We start from the raw sequence: 15920 nt of genomic DNA, 5'->3' as shown, positions 1-15920 counted from the left end.
AGGTGGGTGTGGGTCCGGTAATGTTGGATGTCGAAGGTTTTGAACTGGATGCGGAAGAGCGTGAGATTCTGGCGCATCCTTTGGTTGGCGGGCTGATACTGTTTACCCGCAACTATCACGATCCCGCGCAGCTGCGCGAGTTGGTTCGCCAGATCCGCGAGGCTTCGCGCAACCATCTGGTGGTGGCGGTAGACCAGGAAGGCGGGCGCGTGCAGCGTTTTCGTGAAGGCTTTACTCGTCTTCCCGCAGCGCAGTCCTTCGCCGCGCTGCTCGGCATGGAGGAGGGCGGTAAGCTAGCCGCAGAGGCCGGCTGGCTGATGGCCAGCGAAATGATCGCCATGGATATTGATATCAGCTTTGCGCCGGTGCTGGACGTTGGGCATATCAGCGCCGCTATTGGCGAGCGTTCTTATCACGACGATCCTGACAAAGCCCTGGCGATAGCTCGTCATTTTATTGACGGCATGCACGCCGCGGGTATGAAAACTACCGGTAAGCATTTTCCGGGACACGGGGCGGTGACGGCCGATTCCCATAAAGAGACGCCGCGCGATCCGCGCGCGCAAGCGGAAATCCGCGCCAGAGATATGTCCATTTTCCGTACGCTGATCGGCGAGCAGCGGCTGGATGCCATCATGCCCGCCCACGTCATCTACAGCGACGTTGACCCGCGTCCGGCCAGCGGCTCCGCGCATTGGCTAAAAACGGTCCTGCGCGGCGAGCTGGGCTTCGATGGGGTCATCTTCTCTGACGATCTCTCAATGGAAGGGGCGGCGATTATGGGCAGCTATGCCGAGCGCGGCCAGGCATCGCTGGATGCGGGTTGCGATATGATCCTTGTCTGCAATAATCGTAAGGGTGCGGTCAGCGTGCTGGATAACCTGTCGCCGATCAAAGCAGAGCGTGTTACGAAATTGTATCATAAAGGTTCCTTTAGCCGTCAGGCGTTAAGGGATTCCGCCCGCTGGAAGACGATCAGCGCGCAGCTTGAGCAGCTTCACGCGCGCTGGCAAGAGGCGAAATCCGCGTAATAAACCTGAAAGGCGTTGTTGTCTGGTGAGGATGCGATGATTATCTATTTACATGGTTTTGACTCAAACAGCCCCGGTAACCATGAGAAGGTGCTTCAGCTTCAGTTTATTGACCCCGATGTTCGGTTGATTAGCTACAGCACGCGGCATCCCAAACATGATATGCAGCATTTATTAAAAGAGGTCGATAAGATGCTGCAGCTGAGTGCCGACGATCGGCCGCTGATTTGCGGCGTGGGTCTTGGCGGCTTCTGGGCGGAGCGAATTGGCTTTCTTTGCGATATCCGTCAGGCCATTTTCAACCCGAATCTGTTTCCCAATGAAAACATGGAAGGGAAGATTGATCGGCCGGAAGAGTATGCGGATATCGCTACCAAGTGCGTTAACAATTTCCGCGAAAAAAACCGCGACCGTTGTCTGGTGGTGCTGTCGCGCCAGGACGAAGCGCTGAATAGCCAGCGTTCGGCGGACCTGCTGCACCAATACTATGAGATAATCTGGGATGAAGAGCAGACCCACAAATTTAAAAATATCTCCCCGCATCTGCAGCGAATAAAGGCCTTTAAAACCCTCGGCTGATCTCCTCCCGGCCCGCGATGTGCCAACATCGCGGGCTTTTTTTATCCATTTTGCGATTTGACGCTCAAAAAATATGCAGTAAAACTTGATGCATATCAATTTTGGTATGACCAATGCACCGTTCATGTTATTCTCGATCCCGCTGAATGGTTTCACTGCCGTAACCTGTTGTTAATTAAAGGTTATATGTATAACTTTTAATTAACAATTGGTTAATAATTTTAGGGGGTCGCGTGACTACACCATTGAAAAAAATAGTGATTGTGGGTGGTGGTGCCGGTGGGCTGGAGCTGGCTACCCAGTTAGGGAAAAAGCTGGGCCGTAATAAAAAGGCCAAAATTACGCTGGTTGATCGTAATCACAGCCACCTGTGGAAACCGCTGCTGCATGAAGTGGCGACCGGTTCACTTGATGAAGGTGTAGACGCGTTAAGCTATCTTGCTCACGCCCGTAACCACGACTTCCAGTTCCAGCTGGGGTCGGTGGTGGATATTAACCGCGAAACCAAAACTATCACCCTCGCCGAGCTGCATAACGAGAAGGGCGAGCTGCTGGTGCCCGAGCGTAAGCTACCTTACGACACGCTGGTGATGGCGTTGGGAAGTACCTCGAACGACTTCAACACGCCAGGCGTGAAAGAGAACTGTATCTTCCTCGATAATCCGCATCAGGCGCGTCGTTTCCATCAGGAAATGCTGGATCTGTTCCTCAAGTATTCGGCGAATCTCGGGGCGAACGGCAAGGTGAATATCGCCATCGTCGGCGGCGGCGCGACCGGCGTCGAGCTGTCGGCCGAGCTGCATAACGCGGTGAAGCAGCTGCACAGCTACGGCTATAAAGGACTGACCAATGAAGCCCTGAACGTCACGCTGGTTGAAGCCGGCGAGCGCATTCTGCCCGCGCTGCCGCCGCGCATTTCCGGCGCCGCGCACAGCGAGCTGACCAAGCTTGGCGTTCGCGTACTGACCAAAACCATGGTCACCAGCGCTGATGCTAACGGCCTGCATACGAAGGAAGGCGAATTTATCCACGCTGACCTGATGGTGTGGGCGGCGGGGATTAAAGCGCCGGACTTTATGAAAGAGATCGGCGGTCTGGAAACCAACCGTATTAACCAGCTGGTGGTTGAGCCGACCCTGCAAACGACTCGCGACGCGGATATCTACGCTATCGGCGACTGCGCCTCCTGCGCCCGTCCGGAAGGCGGTTTTGTCCCGCCGCGCGCTCAGGCTGCGCACCAGATGGCGACCTGCGCTCTGCACAATATTCTGGCGCAGATGAAAGGTAAGCCGCTGAAAGCTTATACCTATAAAGATCACGGCTCGCTGGTGTCGCTCTCTAACTACTCCACCGTTGGCAGCCTGATGGGCAATCTGATGCGTGGTTCAATGATGATCGAAGGGCGTATTGCGCGTTTCGTCTATATCTCTCTGTATCGCATGCACCAGATTGCGCTGCACGGTTACTTTAAAACCGGCCTGATGATGCTGGTAGGACGTATCAACCGCATTATTCGTCCGCGTCTGAAGCTGCATTAATGTCTATGGGCGGCAAAGCCGGAAGGTTTTGACCGCCCGTTTTCCTGACGAATGATGAGATCAATCGGCAGAATATCCTCCTGTCCTTCCCGGAAAACCCTCTCGGATTCCTCCGAATCCCATTGATTTGCCGTACGTTCACGCACTTTTCATCCGCTTTCTTATTTGCAAGCCTGATGGCTGGGTTGCAAAATTAAAGGCAATAGCAACGAAGGAGGAAGTCCCGTGAATAAATCAATGTTGGCGGGTATAGGAATTGGCGTGGCTGCCGCGCTGGGCGTCGCAGCTGTTGCCGGTCTTAACGTGTTAGACCGCGGCCCGCAGTATGCACAGGTAGTGTCCAGTACGCCGATAAAAGAGAGCGTCAAAACCCCGCGTCAGGAGTGCCGTAACGTTACCGTGACCCATCGTCGACCGGTGCAGGATGAAAACCGCATCGCCGGTTCCGTCTTAGGCGCGGTGGCCGGTGGGGTTATTGGTCATCAGTTCGGCGGTGGGCGCGGCCGTGACGTTGCCACCGTAGTGGGCGCGCTGGGCGGCGGCTATGCCGGTAACCAGATTCAGGGCTCAATGCAGGAAGGGGACACCTACACCACCACGCAGCAGCGCTGCAAAACGGTGTATGACAAATCGGAAAAAATGCTCGGTTATGACGTCACTTACAAAATCGGCGACCAGCAGGGCAAAATCCGGATGGATCGCGATCCAGGCACGCAAATCCCGCTGGACAGCAATGGTCAACTGATTCTGACTAACAAAGCGTAAAAAAGATGTTTATCTTTATTAGCCCCTCAGGCACTCAGGCCGAGGGGCTTTTTTTATCAGAAGCTCAGCGCGTAGTTCAGACCGAAGGTACGGCCGCGCCCTTTATACTCGTATAAAGAACTGCTGCCGTAGGTCGGGCTGTAGAGCAGCGGCGCGCGCTGGCCCCAGACGGTGACATAATCTTCATTAAGCAGGTTCTCGATGCTGAAGGTCAGCTTGCCGACAGGGAGCGCGTAGCTACCGATAAAGTCCACGGTATTGTAACCATCGAGCTTATTGCCGCTGGCATCGCTTATATCAAACACCTGCTGGCTCTGTACCCGCAGCGACCACGGCTCCGGCGCCCAGCCAACCCAGGCGGTGGCTTTTGACGGCGAGGCGAGAGTGACGTCCCACTTCTGCCAGCTACCGTCACTCTTCACCTGGGATTTCAGCACGTTAAAGTTAGCCCCTGCGCTCCAGTCGCTGTTCGGGAAGTAGTAATCCACCGCGCCCTCTACGCCATAAATACGGCGCTTATCGGACTGCACATCGATGGTCATATCGGTACGGTTAACGACAATCGTCTTATCGGAGGTCGAATAGTAAGCCGCCAGCTGGGTGCGCAAATTATCGCCGGTGTAGCGCCAGCCCAGTTCGTAGGAGTTAACTTTAATCCCCTGTAGCGGCGAATCGCCTACGTTCACGCTTGAGAGCAGCGGAAGATGGCCGTTGACCGCCGCGCCGTATTTACCGATGCCGTAGTATTTGCCCGGATCCGGCAGCTCAACGCCCTGGGAGAAGTTAAACCAGGTCTGCTGACGGTCGGTGAGATGCGCCACAATCCCGGCGTTAAAGAGGAAGTTATCGTAATCGGTTTTTCCGCCCGGAATGGCATCCGCCGAGCTAACCTTGCCGCTGGCGACATCCTGCTGCTGGGCATAGCCGACAAAATCATCGACCCGGTTTTCTGTCCACTGATAACGCACGCCGCCGCTGATAGTGAAGATATCGTTCAGGTCATAGCTGGACTGCAGGAACGGCGCCAGGTTGGTGATGCTGTAGCCCGGGTAACGGCCAGTGGTGAAGATGGCCTGATTGTTCAGGCCGCCGGAAGACATCGACTGGCCCAAATCGAAGAACATCTGATTGGCGTTGAAGGTTTCATGGTCGGCGTCGACTCCCCAGGTCAGGTCCCAGCCGTCCAGCGGTTGGCTATTCAGGGTGATCTTCGCGCCATACTGATCGGTATCCTGCTTTGAAGACGAGAAGCTGCTGACCTGGCCTTTGCTAAGCGTTGGGAAAGGATAAAAGGTCAGGGATTCATCGCGATAATAGACCTGACTGACCAGGTTCTGACCGAGGAAATCGGCATCGGAGTACTGCAGGCTAATCAGGTGGCGTTCGGTGCCGGGGACGCGGTCGGAATTCAGACCGTCGGTGGTAAAAGCTTTGCCATCGCCGGTCACCGCCGACATATTTTTCCCCAGGTACAGGCCGTAATCGTCGCCCTGGCTTTTATAGTACTGCGTAACCAGCTGCAGCTGGCGGTTCTCGTCAATCTCAATGGTTCCCGTTCCCATCACATCCAGACGATCGGAATGCTGAAGCCCGGTCTGGGTATTATCAAGGAGCAGCGCATCGTGGTTACCGTCATACCAGCCGCCAAAACGCTGATAAGCGACCGATAAACGACCTGATGCGTGGTCAGTACCGCCGCTTACCGCGGCAGCCACGCGTTCATCATGGTCGTTGCTGTTGGCAAAACCGGATTTACCCCCCAGCTCCAGATCGACCTGGCGCTCCTGTTGGCCCTTTTTGGTGACGATATTAATCAGGCCGCCGGTACTGCCGCCGCCGTACAGGGATGTTGCGCCGGAAATCACCTCGATGTGTTCAATGTTAAACGGATCGATAGAGTCTAGCTGGCGGCTGTCGGTACGGGAGGAGTTAAGGCGAACGCCGTCAATCAGGACGACGATCGCACGGCCGCGCATATTCATGCCGTAGTTGGTGCGTCCCTGGCTGCTGACGTCGATGCCCGGGATCAGCTGTGCCAGCACGTCTTTGAATTCTTTACCGCCCTGAACCTGCTGTTCAATTTCCTGGCCTTCGATAACCCAGGTGGTCTGGGCCATTTCAGCGACTGTACGGTGCGTTCGGTTAGCGCTGACGATCATGCTGTCATCAGCGGCCCAGGCGGGCAGGGCGGTTGCCAGCAGCAGTGGGTTAAGCACCCAGAGACGCTTGTTCATGCTCATTCCTTTTATGAGTTTATACCCGTCATTCTTCAAGCTGCAGGCGCGTTACTCGGCCTGCGGCCTCGCCCCTATGGGGCCAGCGCTAGCGCAGTTCAAGGCACAAGTTCCTTGTTCTGCCACTCGAATTATTAAGGGCTTACGATATCGTTGTTTTCGTTATTCGGTACGGGCGTACCGGTTGTTACACGGTGAAATATACAGAAACGTTTAAGACCGAATTTTGCCCGTATTGATTATTGTTATCAATATCATTCTCGCGAAATGAACAAAATAAATGACTGAAAACATTGCTTTATGTAGGGATTAAGGGGGAGGGAACCGGTGGGAGCCCACCGGTAAGCGAGGTCTTAGCGCTGAAGAACCCGGGGCCACAGACGCAGCGTGGTCTCGGCGATTTGCATGATTTTAGTGAAGTCAGCGCCTTCACGGGCGCTTATAGACATGCCTTGTAATATGCAGTTGAGGAACTGGGCCAACTGACGCACGTCGCCGTCTGCCGGGAGTTCGCCGCGCAGCTGTCGCTGCTGCAGAAATTGCGTAAGGGTCTGTTCCTGCATCGCGTGCCGCGACTTAACGGTATTGGCGATGTCGGTTGACGCCGCCGCCAGCGCCGCGGAGGTATTGATCATAAAACAGCCTGCCGGCGTCTCTTTACTGGTGAAGCAGGTCGCGACGGCGGTGAAGTAATCGCGTAACGCCGTGTCGACGCTTTTCTCTTCGTCAAAAAGAAGCGCTTCGTGTTTGGCGGCAAAGCGGGAGATGTAGCGATCCAGCACCGCGCGAAACAACCCCTCTTTATTCACAAATTCCGCGTAGAGCGTAGGAGCTTTGGCGCCCGTCGCTTCCACTAAATCGGCGAGAGAGGTGGCTTCATAGCCGTGCTGCCAGAAGAGTGTCATGGCCTTATCCAGCGCCGCTTCCCTGTCGAACACTTTAGGTCGGCCACGGCTTTTTTTCGTGCAACTTTGAACGTCAGTTGTCATGGTGCCGCTGTACCTGTGTTGGTTTATTGAAAGGCCATTATAAAAATAAACCTTACGTGCTGCCAGCGATGTCGGTCTAAAAATAAATAATTCATATATGTATGAATTTAATGCTGTTTATAAATAGTTAAACGGTCGTTATAAAAATAGTTTGACGTGTGATATGGATCACACTATCATTTACCTATCGATCGTTAATTAAATTCGTTCGCCCCTACAATAACATTCATCTGCATAGGTATAACAATCATGAAAAACGTTAAAACGCTTGCTATCGCCGCGGTACTTAGCTCACTCTCATTCGCCAGCTTTGCCGCTGTCGAAGTCCAGTCAACACCGGCGGGTCAGCATAAAATCGGTACCGTTTCCGCCTCAGCCGGGACCAACCTCGGTTCGCTGGAAGATCAGCTGGCGCAAAAGGCGGAAGAGATGGGCGCAACCTCTTACCGTATTACGTCCGTAACCGGACCTAACACCCTTCACGGGACTGCGGTTATCTACAAATAATTGTCGCGCCACCCCAGTTATGCCACTGACCACGCGCGGATCTGACCCCCTTCAGCAGTCCGCGTGAAGTAAGAAAGCGTTGTCTCTGACGCGAAGCGGAGCCCACCCCTTATATGGTGCCGCAACCCGCAGAAAAGCAGTACTCTGTTTGATTATTGCCATAAAAAAACCGCCTCAGTGTGAACTGAAGGCGGTTTTTTTTCGTCAACGATTCAGGAAATTATAGCGACTGCTCCGTGACGCGATGGTGGCGGGTGACGTCAATCGGCATGCCCGAACGCAGCGTCATCGCGCGTTCCATAACCTCGGTATCGGTCAGCTGCGCCTGCTTGAACGTCTGCATGCTGTCATTAAGGACGATCGGTAGCGTCTGCGGATCGTCATCGATATGCTTCGACAGCGGCTGATGCACCTCCACAAGGCGAGTGCCGTTCGGCTCAACGGAAACCTTGATTGGCGTATTAATAATCGTCACCTTGGTTCCCGGCGTTATTTCGTTGTACAACGCTTTGATGTCGTCATCACGCAGGCGAATACAGCCGGAGCTGACGCGCATGCCAATGCCGAAATCGGCATTGGTACCGTGCAGCAGATACACGCCGCCGTATGCCGCCAGGCGAATGGCGTGGTGCCCCATCGGGTTATCCGGGCCGGCGGGCATCACGGCGGGCAAATCGATGCCCATGGCTTTATAGCGGGCGCGAATATTGGCCGTTGGCGTCCAGGTCGGGTTGGCGCGTTTGTCGGAGACGGTGGTGACCATTGTCGGCGTGATGGTATCACCACCGAGTTGACCGATGCCGATAGGGTACACGGTCACTTCGTTTTTGCCGGGCGGATAGTAATAGAGGCGAAGTTCGGCGAGGTTAAGGACTAACCCTTCGCGCGGCGCGTCAGGCAGCAGAGTTTGCAGTGGAATCGTCAGCACGCTACCGGCTCGCGGAACATAAGGGTCCACGCCAGGGTTCGCCTGGAGCAGGGCCAGAAAACCGACGTTATATTTTTTAGCGATCGCTTCGAGCGAGCCGCCGTTATTCTCGACCACGTGGAACTGGTTTTGCCCGACCAGACGGCTGCCCGGCGGCGGCAGGGGCCAGGTATTGGCGCGAACGGGCAGCGCCAGCGCGGCGGCGATAGCTATCATCCCCAGCCAGAGAGAAATTCGCGAAAAGCTTTTCATCACCCTAATTTCCATAAAAAGTAAGTGGTTATTTTTATACGAAAAGTCCCTGAGATTATGGCTAAGCGAGTGTCTGGAAGTTCAGAGGGATTGCAAAATGTTTGTAAATTTTGCCGCACAGGCAGGGAGGGGCGGGATACGGTGCACGGACCGTATCCCGAATGCTATCAGGCGGTGGCGTTCTCTTCCAGCAGGCGCATAAACTGGCGTACCCACTCCATCCGCGTTTTACGCTCGGCGAGATCCCGCATAAACTTCAGACGCGTCGGGCCGTCCAGGCGATAGTGCTGGGGCTGCTTCTGCAACAGGCCAATCAGCCACACCGGGTTAACGTTATTCTTCTCGTTAAACTCAATGGTGCCGCCTTTTTCGTTGCTCTCCAGCTTACGGATCCCCAGCTTCTGCGCCTGCTGGCGCAGTCGGGCGATGTCGAGCAGGTTTCTTGCCGGATCCGGCAGCAGACCAAAGCGATCGATAAGCTCGACTTTGATCTCCTCCAGCTCATTCTCGTTCTTCGCGCTGGCAACGCGTTTGTAGAACGACAGGCGCGTATTGACGTCGGGGATGAAGTCGTCCGGCAGCAGCGACGGCATCCGTAGCTCAACTTCGGTCTGCTGGCTGGTGAGATCCTCCAGCGAGGGCTCGCGTCCCGCTTTCAGCGCGTCAACGGCATTTTCCAGCAGCTCCATGTAGAGAGAGAAGCCGATGGTTTCCATTGAGCCGCTCTGATCTTCGCCCAGCAGCTCGCCCGCGCCGCGAATTTCGAGGTCGTGGGTGGCCAGCGCGAATCCGGCGCCGAGATCTTCCAGCGAGGCGATAGCCTCAAGGCGTTTTTGCGCATCGGTGGTCATCGCTTTCGGATGCGGCGTCAGCAGCCAGGCGTAGGCTTGATGGTGTGAACGCCCGACGCGGCCGCGCAGCTGGTGCAGCTGAGCCAGCCCGAAGTGATCGGCGCGCTCGATAATAATGGTGTTCGCCGTCGGAATGTCGATCCCGGTCTCGATAATGGTGGTACATACCAGCACGTTAAAACGCTGGTGGTGGAAATCGTTCATCACCCGTTCTAGCTCGCGTTCGCGCATCTGCCCGTGGCCAATAGCGATACGCGCTTCCGGCACCAGCTCCGAGAGTCTTTCCGCCGCTTTTTGGATATTTTCGACGTCATTATAGAGATAGTAGACCTGGCCGCCGCGCAGCACTTCACGCAGGATCGCCTCGCGTACCACCAGCGCGTCATATTCGCGAACGAAGGTTTTAACCGCCAGACGGCGGGCGGGAGGGGTGGCGATGATCGAGAGGTCGCGCATACCGCTCATCGCCATATTCAGCGTTCGCGGAATCGGCGTTGCGGTCAGGGTCAGGATATCGACATCGGCGCGCATCGCCTTAATGCGCTCTTTGTGGCGTACGCCAAAGCGGTGCTCTTCATCAACAATCAGCAGGCCGAGATCGCGCAGCTTAACGTCCGGCTGTAGCAGCTTATGGGTGCCGATAAGAATATCGATTTTCCCCTCCGCGACCTGCTCAAGGATCTGCGCCTGCTCTTTAGCGCTCCGAAAGCGCGAGAGCATCTCAATGCGCACCGGCCAGTTGGCGAAGCGATCGCGGAAGTTATCGAAGTGCTGCTGGGCGAGGAGGGTGGTAGGCACCAGCACCGCGACCTGTTTATGGTTTTCCACCGCCAGAAACGCGGCGCGCATCGCCACTTCCGTCTTGCCGAAGCCAACGTCGCCGCACACCAGGCGATCCATCGCCAGCGGCTGGCACATATCGCTCAGGACGGCGTTGATGGCCTGCGCCTGATCGGGCGTGGTTTCGAACGGGAAGCCGTCGCAGAACAGCTGATACTGCTCTTTATCATGTTTAAATGCGTAGCCCGCTTTCGCCGCGCGCTGGGCGTAGATATCCAGCAGCTCGGCGGCCACGTCGCGCACCTTCTCGGCGGCTTTTTGCCGCGCTCGCGCCCACGCATCGCCGCCCAGCTTATGCAGCGGCGCATTCTCTTCCGCGCCGCCGGCGTAGCGGCTAATCAGATGCAGCGACGATACCGGCACGTACAGTTTGGCGTCGTTTGCGTAGGTCAGCATCAGGTATTCGCCGTTAATCCCACCCGCCTCAAGCGTTGTCATGCCGGCGTAGCGCCCAACCCCATGCTCAAGATGCACCACTGGCTGGCCGATATGCAGTTCCGCCAGATTACGGATTAAGGTGTCCGGATTAATGGTGCGGCGTGAATCCTGACGACGGCGGGCGACGCGCTCGCCCAGCAGATCGCTTTCGCAAATCAGCGCCAGGTTGCGCTGGCTATCAATAAAGCCATGCTCGGCGGCGCCGATCATCAGATAGCGGCCGTTACCCGTTGCCTCTTCAAGACGCAAAATATGCTTTGGCGCGATCTTGATGCGGGCCAGCATTTCACCGAGTGCTTCGCGGCGTCCCTCGCTCTCAACCGAGAAAATCACCGGCCCGCTAAAGGATTCGAGGAATCGACGCAGATTATCCAGCGGCGCTTTGTTCTGCGCCTGGATCGCCAGCTCGGGTAGTTTCTGATAGCCGAGGTTGGTATTGGCGGCTTTTTCTGCCAGACGCTCGGTTTTGAGCTGGACGCGCGGCCATTTTTTCAACTCGCTAAACAGTTCATCGCTACGTAGCCACAGCTGTTCCGGTGGCAAAAGCGGGCGCATCGGATCGACGCCGCGGTTTTCAAAGCGGGCGCGCGTTTCATTCTGAAAACGTTCAGCGCTGGCTTCCAGATCGCCGGTATTAACAATCAGCGTTTTCGCCGGGAAATAGCTGAACAGGGGCGGCAGGGGCTCGTTAAAGAACAGCGGCTGCCAGTATTCGATCCCTGCAGGTAGCGTGCCTTTACTGACCTGCTGATAAATATGCTCGGCGTCGCGCTTGACCTCAAAGCGGTCGCGCCACTGGCTGCGGAAAAGCTCGATAGCGGCCTGATCCGTCGGGAATTCGTGCGCCGGAAGCAGGTTAATGCTGGCGACTTCTTCCAGCGTACGCTGGCTGTCGACGTCGAACAGACGCAGGCTGTCTATCTCATCATCAAAAAAATCGAGACGGTAGGGCTGCTCGCTGCCCATGGGGAACAGGTCAAGCAATGCGCCGCGCGTGGCGTACTCGCCGTGCTCCATCACCTGGTCGACGTGACGATAGCCGGCGCTATCCAGTTGGGCGCGCAGCGCATCCCGCGACAGGCGCTGGCCTTTTTTCATCACCAGCGCGTGGCCGTGGAGGAAACTATGCGGACAGACACGCTGCATCAGGGTACTGACCGGGACAATCAGTACGCCGCGTTCCATCGTCGGGAGCTGGTAGAGGGTGGCGAGGCGCGAAGAGATAATGTCCTGGTGCGGGGAGAAGCTATCGTAGGGGAGCGTTTCCCAGTCCGCCAGGCCCGCCACCATGCTATCGGTAAACTGCCTGATTTCATCATTCAGACGCAGGGCGTTTTGCATATCGGGGGCAATCAGTACCACCGGGCCGCCGTGGCGCTCAGCCATCTCCGCCACCAGAGTGGCGCAGGCCGCGCCGGTAAGTTCGCCAAGCTGGCGCTGATCGCCGGCTTTAACCGGCAGAGAGTATCGGTATTGTTCAGGCATAGACGGTATCATGATCTCTTGGGTATTCGCTCTGCCGATATGGAGGGCAACTCGCTGATATTCAATAGTGAGATTATCCGCGATCGACCCGGATTCGCCAACCCGTATCGCAAAGGTCATGTTTTGGCCAGAAATGTAACGAACTCCGATAAGCGTAAAGTTAAATAACGGCTTGCTTATCTATCTTGTTGTTTATATTGAATTTTTGTTATTATTGCCAATAAAATCTACAGGTATCAGTCATTTACGCTGCTCATAATCGCTTATATACTCGGGCATCGGCTATCAGCAATCAGATGGATGACATGTATCAACCTGCCGCACTCTTTATCGGCCTTCGCTATATGCGTGGGCGCGCAGCCGACCGCTTCGGTCGTTTCGTCTCCTGGCTCTCGACCATTGGCATTACGCTTGGCGTCATGGCGCTGGTTACCGTTCTGTCGGTGATGAACGGCTTTGAGCGCGAGCTGCAAAATAACATCCTGGGGCTGATGCCGCAGGCCATTCTTAGCGCCAAACAGGGGTCCATAAACCCGCAACAGCTGCCGGAAAGCGCGGCCAGATTACAGGGCGTTACCCGCGTGGCGCCGCTGACCACCGGCGATGTGGTGCTGCAAAGCGCCCGCAGCGTAGCAGTTGGCGTAATGCTCGGCATCGACCCGGCGCAAAAAGATCCCCTGACGCCCTACCTGGTTAATGTCAAGCAGAGCGATCTGCAAGCCGGAAAGTATAACGTTATCCTGGGCGAGCAGCTGGCAGGGCAACTGGGTGTTAATCGCGGCGATCAGATCCGCGTGATGGTGCCCTCCGCTAGCCAGTTCACCCCGATGGGGCGGGTTCCCAGCCAGCGGCTGTTTAACGTGATCGGCACCTTTGCCGCCAACAGCGAAGTCGATGGCTATCAGATGTTGACCAACATCGACGACGCTTCGCGCCTGATGCGCTATCCGCAGGGTAATATTACCGGCTGGCGGCTGTGGTTGAATCAGCCTTTACAGGTGGATACCCTCAGCCAGCAGACGCTGCCGGAAGGGACCAAATGGCAGGACTGGCGCGAACGTAAAGGCGAGCTGTTCCAGGCCGTGCGGATGGAAAAAAATATGATGGGCCTGCTGTTGAGCCTGATCGTCGCCGTCGCCGCTTTTAACATCATTACCTCGCTGGGCATGATGGTCATGGAAAAGCAGGGCGAAGTGGCGATTCTCCAGACCCTCGGCCTGACGCCGCGGCAGATCATGCTGGTCTTTATGGTCCAGGGCGCGAGCGCCGGGATCGTCGGCGCGCTGCTTGGCGCCGGACTGGGCGCGTTGCTTGCCAGCCAGTTAAATAATTTGATGCCGATTATCGGCGCGTTCCTCGACGGTGCCGCGCTGCCGGTAGCCATCGAGCCGCTACAGGTGATCGTGATTGCCCTTGTAGCAATGGCGCTGGCATTACTCTCTACGTTGTATCCTTCATGGCGCGCTGCCGCCACTCAACCCGCTGAGGCTTTACGTTATGAATAAGATCCTGCTGCAATGCGACAACCTGTGCAAACGCTACCAGGAAGGCAGCGTGCAAACCGACGTGTTGCATAATGTCAGCTTCAGCATTGAAGAGGGCGAGATGATGGCGATTGTCGGCACCTCCGGTTCCGGCAAAAGTACGCTGCTGCATCTGCTTGGCGGGCTGGATACGCCGACCTCCGGCGACGTTATCTTTTCCGGTCAGTCGATGAGCCGACTCTCAGCCGCCGCGCGCGCCGATCTGCGCAACCGCGAGCTGGGCTTTATTTATCAGTTTCACCACCTGCTGCCGGATTTCACCGCGCTGGAAAACGTGGCGATGCCGCTGTTAATCGGTAAACAGAAGGCGGCGGATATTGAGCGTCAGGCAAAAGCGATGCTGCGCGCCGTCGGGCTTGAGCACCGCAGCGACCACCGCCCGTCGGAGCTCTCCGGCGGCGAGCGTCAGCGCGTAGCGATTGCCCGCGCGCTGGTTAATAAACCTCGGCTGGTGCTGGCGGATGAACCTACCGGTAACCTTGATGCCCGCAACGCCGACAGCATTTTTCAGCTGCTTGGCGAACTAAACGTGGCGCAGCGTACCGCCTTCCTGGTGGTGACCCACGACCTGCAGCTGGCAAAACGGATGAGCCGCCAGCTGGAGATGCGCGACGGGCGCCTGACCGCCGAACTCTCCCTGATGGGGGCTGAGTAATGGCTTCTCCGTTATCGTTATTAATTGCCCTGCGCTTTAGCCGCGGACGGCGGCGCGGAGGGATGGTTTCGCTGATTTCAGTTATCTCGACCATCGGCATTGCGCTAGGCGTGGCGGTGCTGATCGTTGGCCTGAGCGCCATGAACGGCTTCGAGCGCGAGCTCAACAACCGCATTCTGGCGGTGGTGCCGCACGGTGAAATTGAGCCGGTGAACCAGCCGTGGAACAACTGGAACGAAGCGCTGGCGAAGGTTGAAAAGGTCAAAGGCATCGTTGCCGCAGCGCCGTACATTAACTTCACCGGACTGGTGGAGAGCGGCAGCAACATGCGCGCCATCCAGGTAAAGGGCGTCGATCCGCAGCAGGAGAGCCGTCTCAGTTCGCTACCCAACTTTGTGCAGAACAACGCGTGGGCGAACTTTAAAGCCGGAGAGCAGCAGGTGATCCTCGGTAAAGGCGTCGCCGATGCGCTGCACGTTAAGCAGGGCGACTGGGTGTCAATTATGATTCCCAACTCGGATGCCGACCACCAGCTGCTGCAGCCAAAGCGCGTCAGGCTCCACGTTACCGGTATTTTGCAGCTCAGCGGCCAGCTCGATCATAGTTTTGCCATGATCCCCATGCAGGATGCGCAGCAGTATCTTGAAATGGGCAGCAGCGTGACCGGTATCGCTATTAAAGTCACCGATGTGTTCCACGCGAACACCCTGGTGCGCGATGCGGGCGAAGTAACCAACAGCTACGTTTATATCAAGAGCTGGATAGGCACTTACGGCTATATGTACCGCGATATTCAGATGATCCGCGCCATTATGTATCTCGCAATGGTGCTGGTGATTGGCGTGGCCTGCTTTAACATCGTCTCGACCCTGGTGATGGCAGTGAAAGATAAAAGCGGCGATATTGCGGTGCTGCGCACGCTTGGCGCTAAAGACGGGCTGATCCGCGCGATTTTCGTATGGTATGGTTTACTTGCCGGTTCGGTAGGGAGCCTGATTGGGGTGGCGATTGGCGTTATCTGTGCCTTCAAGTTGACCGCAATCATTAACGGTATTGAGAACCTGATCGGGCATAAATTCCTCTCCGGCGACATCTATTTTATTGACTTCCTGCCGTCTGAACTGCACTGGCTGGACGTCGTTTACGTGCTGGTGACGGCACTGTTGCTGAGTTTGCTGGCCAGCTGGTATCCCGCCCGCCGCGCCAGCCGCATTGACCCGGCGAGGGTGCTGAGTGGCCAGTAATTTATCGTCATGGTCGGCTTTGCAGACCAGTAAAGAGGAA

General features: G+C 56.3%; 12 protein-coding genes and 1 pseudogene. 9 read left to right on the top strand and 4 right to left on the bottom strand.

The window, feature by feature from the left end:
* The first annotated feature begins 20 nt into the window (after window positions 1–20).
* From nagZ to EGY08_RS03855, 4 genes are all read left to right on the top strand, one after another.
* Entirely contained in the window at window positions 21–1031 is a 1011-nt protein-coding gene (nagZ, locus tag EGY08_RS03870) for a beta-N-acetylhexosaminidase (RefSeq protein ID WP_170100739.1), read from the top strand.
* Between the two features lie 36 nt (window positions 1032–1067).
* Window positions 1068–1610 (top strand): alpha/beta hydrolase YcfP, encoded by a 543-nt coding sequence (gene ycfP / locus EGY08_RS03865; protein WP_004131420.1) that lies wholly within the window; start codon window positions 1068–1070, stop codon window positions 1608–1610.
* Between the two features lie 233 nt (window positions 1611–1843).
* A complete protein-coding gene (locus tag EGY08_RS03860; protein WP_004131421.1) occupies window positions 1844–3148 on the top strand; it encodes an NAD(P)/FAD-dependent oxidoreductase in 1305 nt (434 codons plus the stop codon).
* A gap of 225 nt (window positions 3149–3373) precedes the next feature.
* On the top strand, window positions 3374–3913 hold the full coding sequence (locus EGY08_RS03855; RefSeq protein ID WP_004131424.1) for a glycine zipper 2TM domain-containing protein: 540 nt from the start codon (window positions 3374–3376) through the stop codon (window positions 3911–3913).
* Between the two features lie 56 nt (window positions 3914–3969).
* On the opposite strand, the gene EGY08_RS03850 is transcribed toward EGY08_RS03855, so the two are convergent.
* Both EGY08_RS03850 and EGY08_RS03845 read right to left on the bottom strand, forming a co-directional pair.
* Window positions 3970–6147 (bottom strand): TonB-dependent siderophore receptor, encoded by a 2178-nt coding sequence (locus EGY08_RS03850; RefSeq protein ID WP_004131425.1) that lies wholly within the window; start codon window positions 6145–6147, stop codon window positions 3970–3972.
* Window positions 6148–6500: 353 nt separating this feature from the next.
* Window positions 6501–7136, bottom strand: a complete 636-nt coding sequence (locus EGY08_RS03845; protein ID WP_004131426.1) for a TetR/AcrR family transcriptional regulator — start codon at window positions 7134–7136, stop codon at window positions 6501–6503.
* A 249-nt stretch (window positions 7137–7385) separates the two neighbouring features.
* Between EGY08_RS03845 and bhsA the strand changes: the two genes are divergently transcribed.
* Window positions 7386–7643, top strand: coding sequence for a multiple stress resistance protein BhsA (gene bhsA / locus EGY08_RS03840; protein WP_004131427.1), 258 nt, complete (start codon window positions 7386–7388; stop codon window positions 7641–7643).
* A 220-nt stretch (window positions 7644–7863) separates the two neighbouring features.
* Here bhsA and ldtC read toward each other — a convergent pair whose 3' ends face one another.
* Both ldtC and mfd read right to left on the bottom strand, forming a co-directional pair.
* Window positions 7864–8823, bottom strand: coding sequence for a L,D-transpeptidase LdtC (gene ldtC, locus EGY08_RS03835; protein WP_004131428.1), 960 nt, complete (start codon window positions 8821–8823; stop codon window positions 7864–7866).
* Window positions 8824–8990: 167 nt separating this feature from the next.
* Complete coding sequence (mfd, locus tag EGY08_RS03830) at window positions 8991–12437, bottom strand: transcription-repair coupling factor (protein ID WP_123828250.1); 3447 nt, start codon at window positions 12435–12437, stop codon at window positions 8991–8993.
* A 39-nt stretch (window positions 12438–12476) separates the two neighbouring features.
* Between mfd and EGY08_RS31025 the strand changes: the two are divergent.
* The 4 genes and pseudogenes from EGY08_RS31025 to lolE all read left to right on the top strand — a co-directional run.
* Window positions 12477–12542 (top strand): annotated as a pseudogene (locus EGY08_RS31025) (hypothetical protein); the annotation flags it as partial.
* Window positions 12543–12742: 200 nt separating this feature from the next.
* Complete coding sequence (gene lolC, locus EGY08_RS03825) at window positions 12743–13942, top strand: lipoprotein-releasing ABC transporter permease subunit LolC (protein ID WP_004131430.1); 1200 nt, start codon at window positions 12743–12745, stop codon at window positions 13940–13942.
* On the top strand, window positions 13935–14636 hold the full coding sequence (lolD, locus tag EGY08_RS03820; protein WP_004131431.1) for a lipoprotein-releasing ABC transporter ATP-binding protein LolD: 702 nt from the start codon (window positions 13935–13937) through the stop codon (window positions 14634–14636). The genes lolC and lolD overlap by 8 nt, the downstream gene beginning before the upstream one ends.
* On the top strand, window positions 14636–15880 hold the full coding sequence (lolE, locus tag EGY08_RS03815; protein WP_004131432.1) for a lipoprotein-releasing ABC transporter permease subunit LolE: 1245 nt from the start codon (window positions 14636–14638) through the stop codon (window positions 15878–15880). Before lolD ends, lolE begins: the two co-directional genes overlap by 1 nt.
* Window positions 15881–15920 lie beyond the last annotated feature (40 nt).

The sequence above is a fragment of the Klebsiella sp. FDAARGOS_511 genome (assembly GCF_003812845.1).
Lineage (GTDB): Bacteria > Pseudomonadota > Gammaproteobacteria > Enterobacterales > Enterobacteriaceae > Klebsiella > Klebsiella grimontii.
This window is presented reverse-complemented; position numbering and strand designations above follow the sequence as displayed.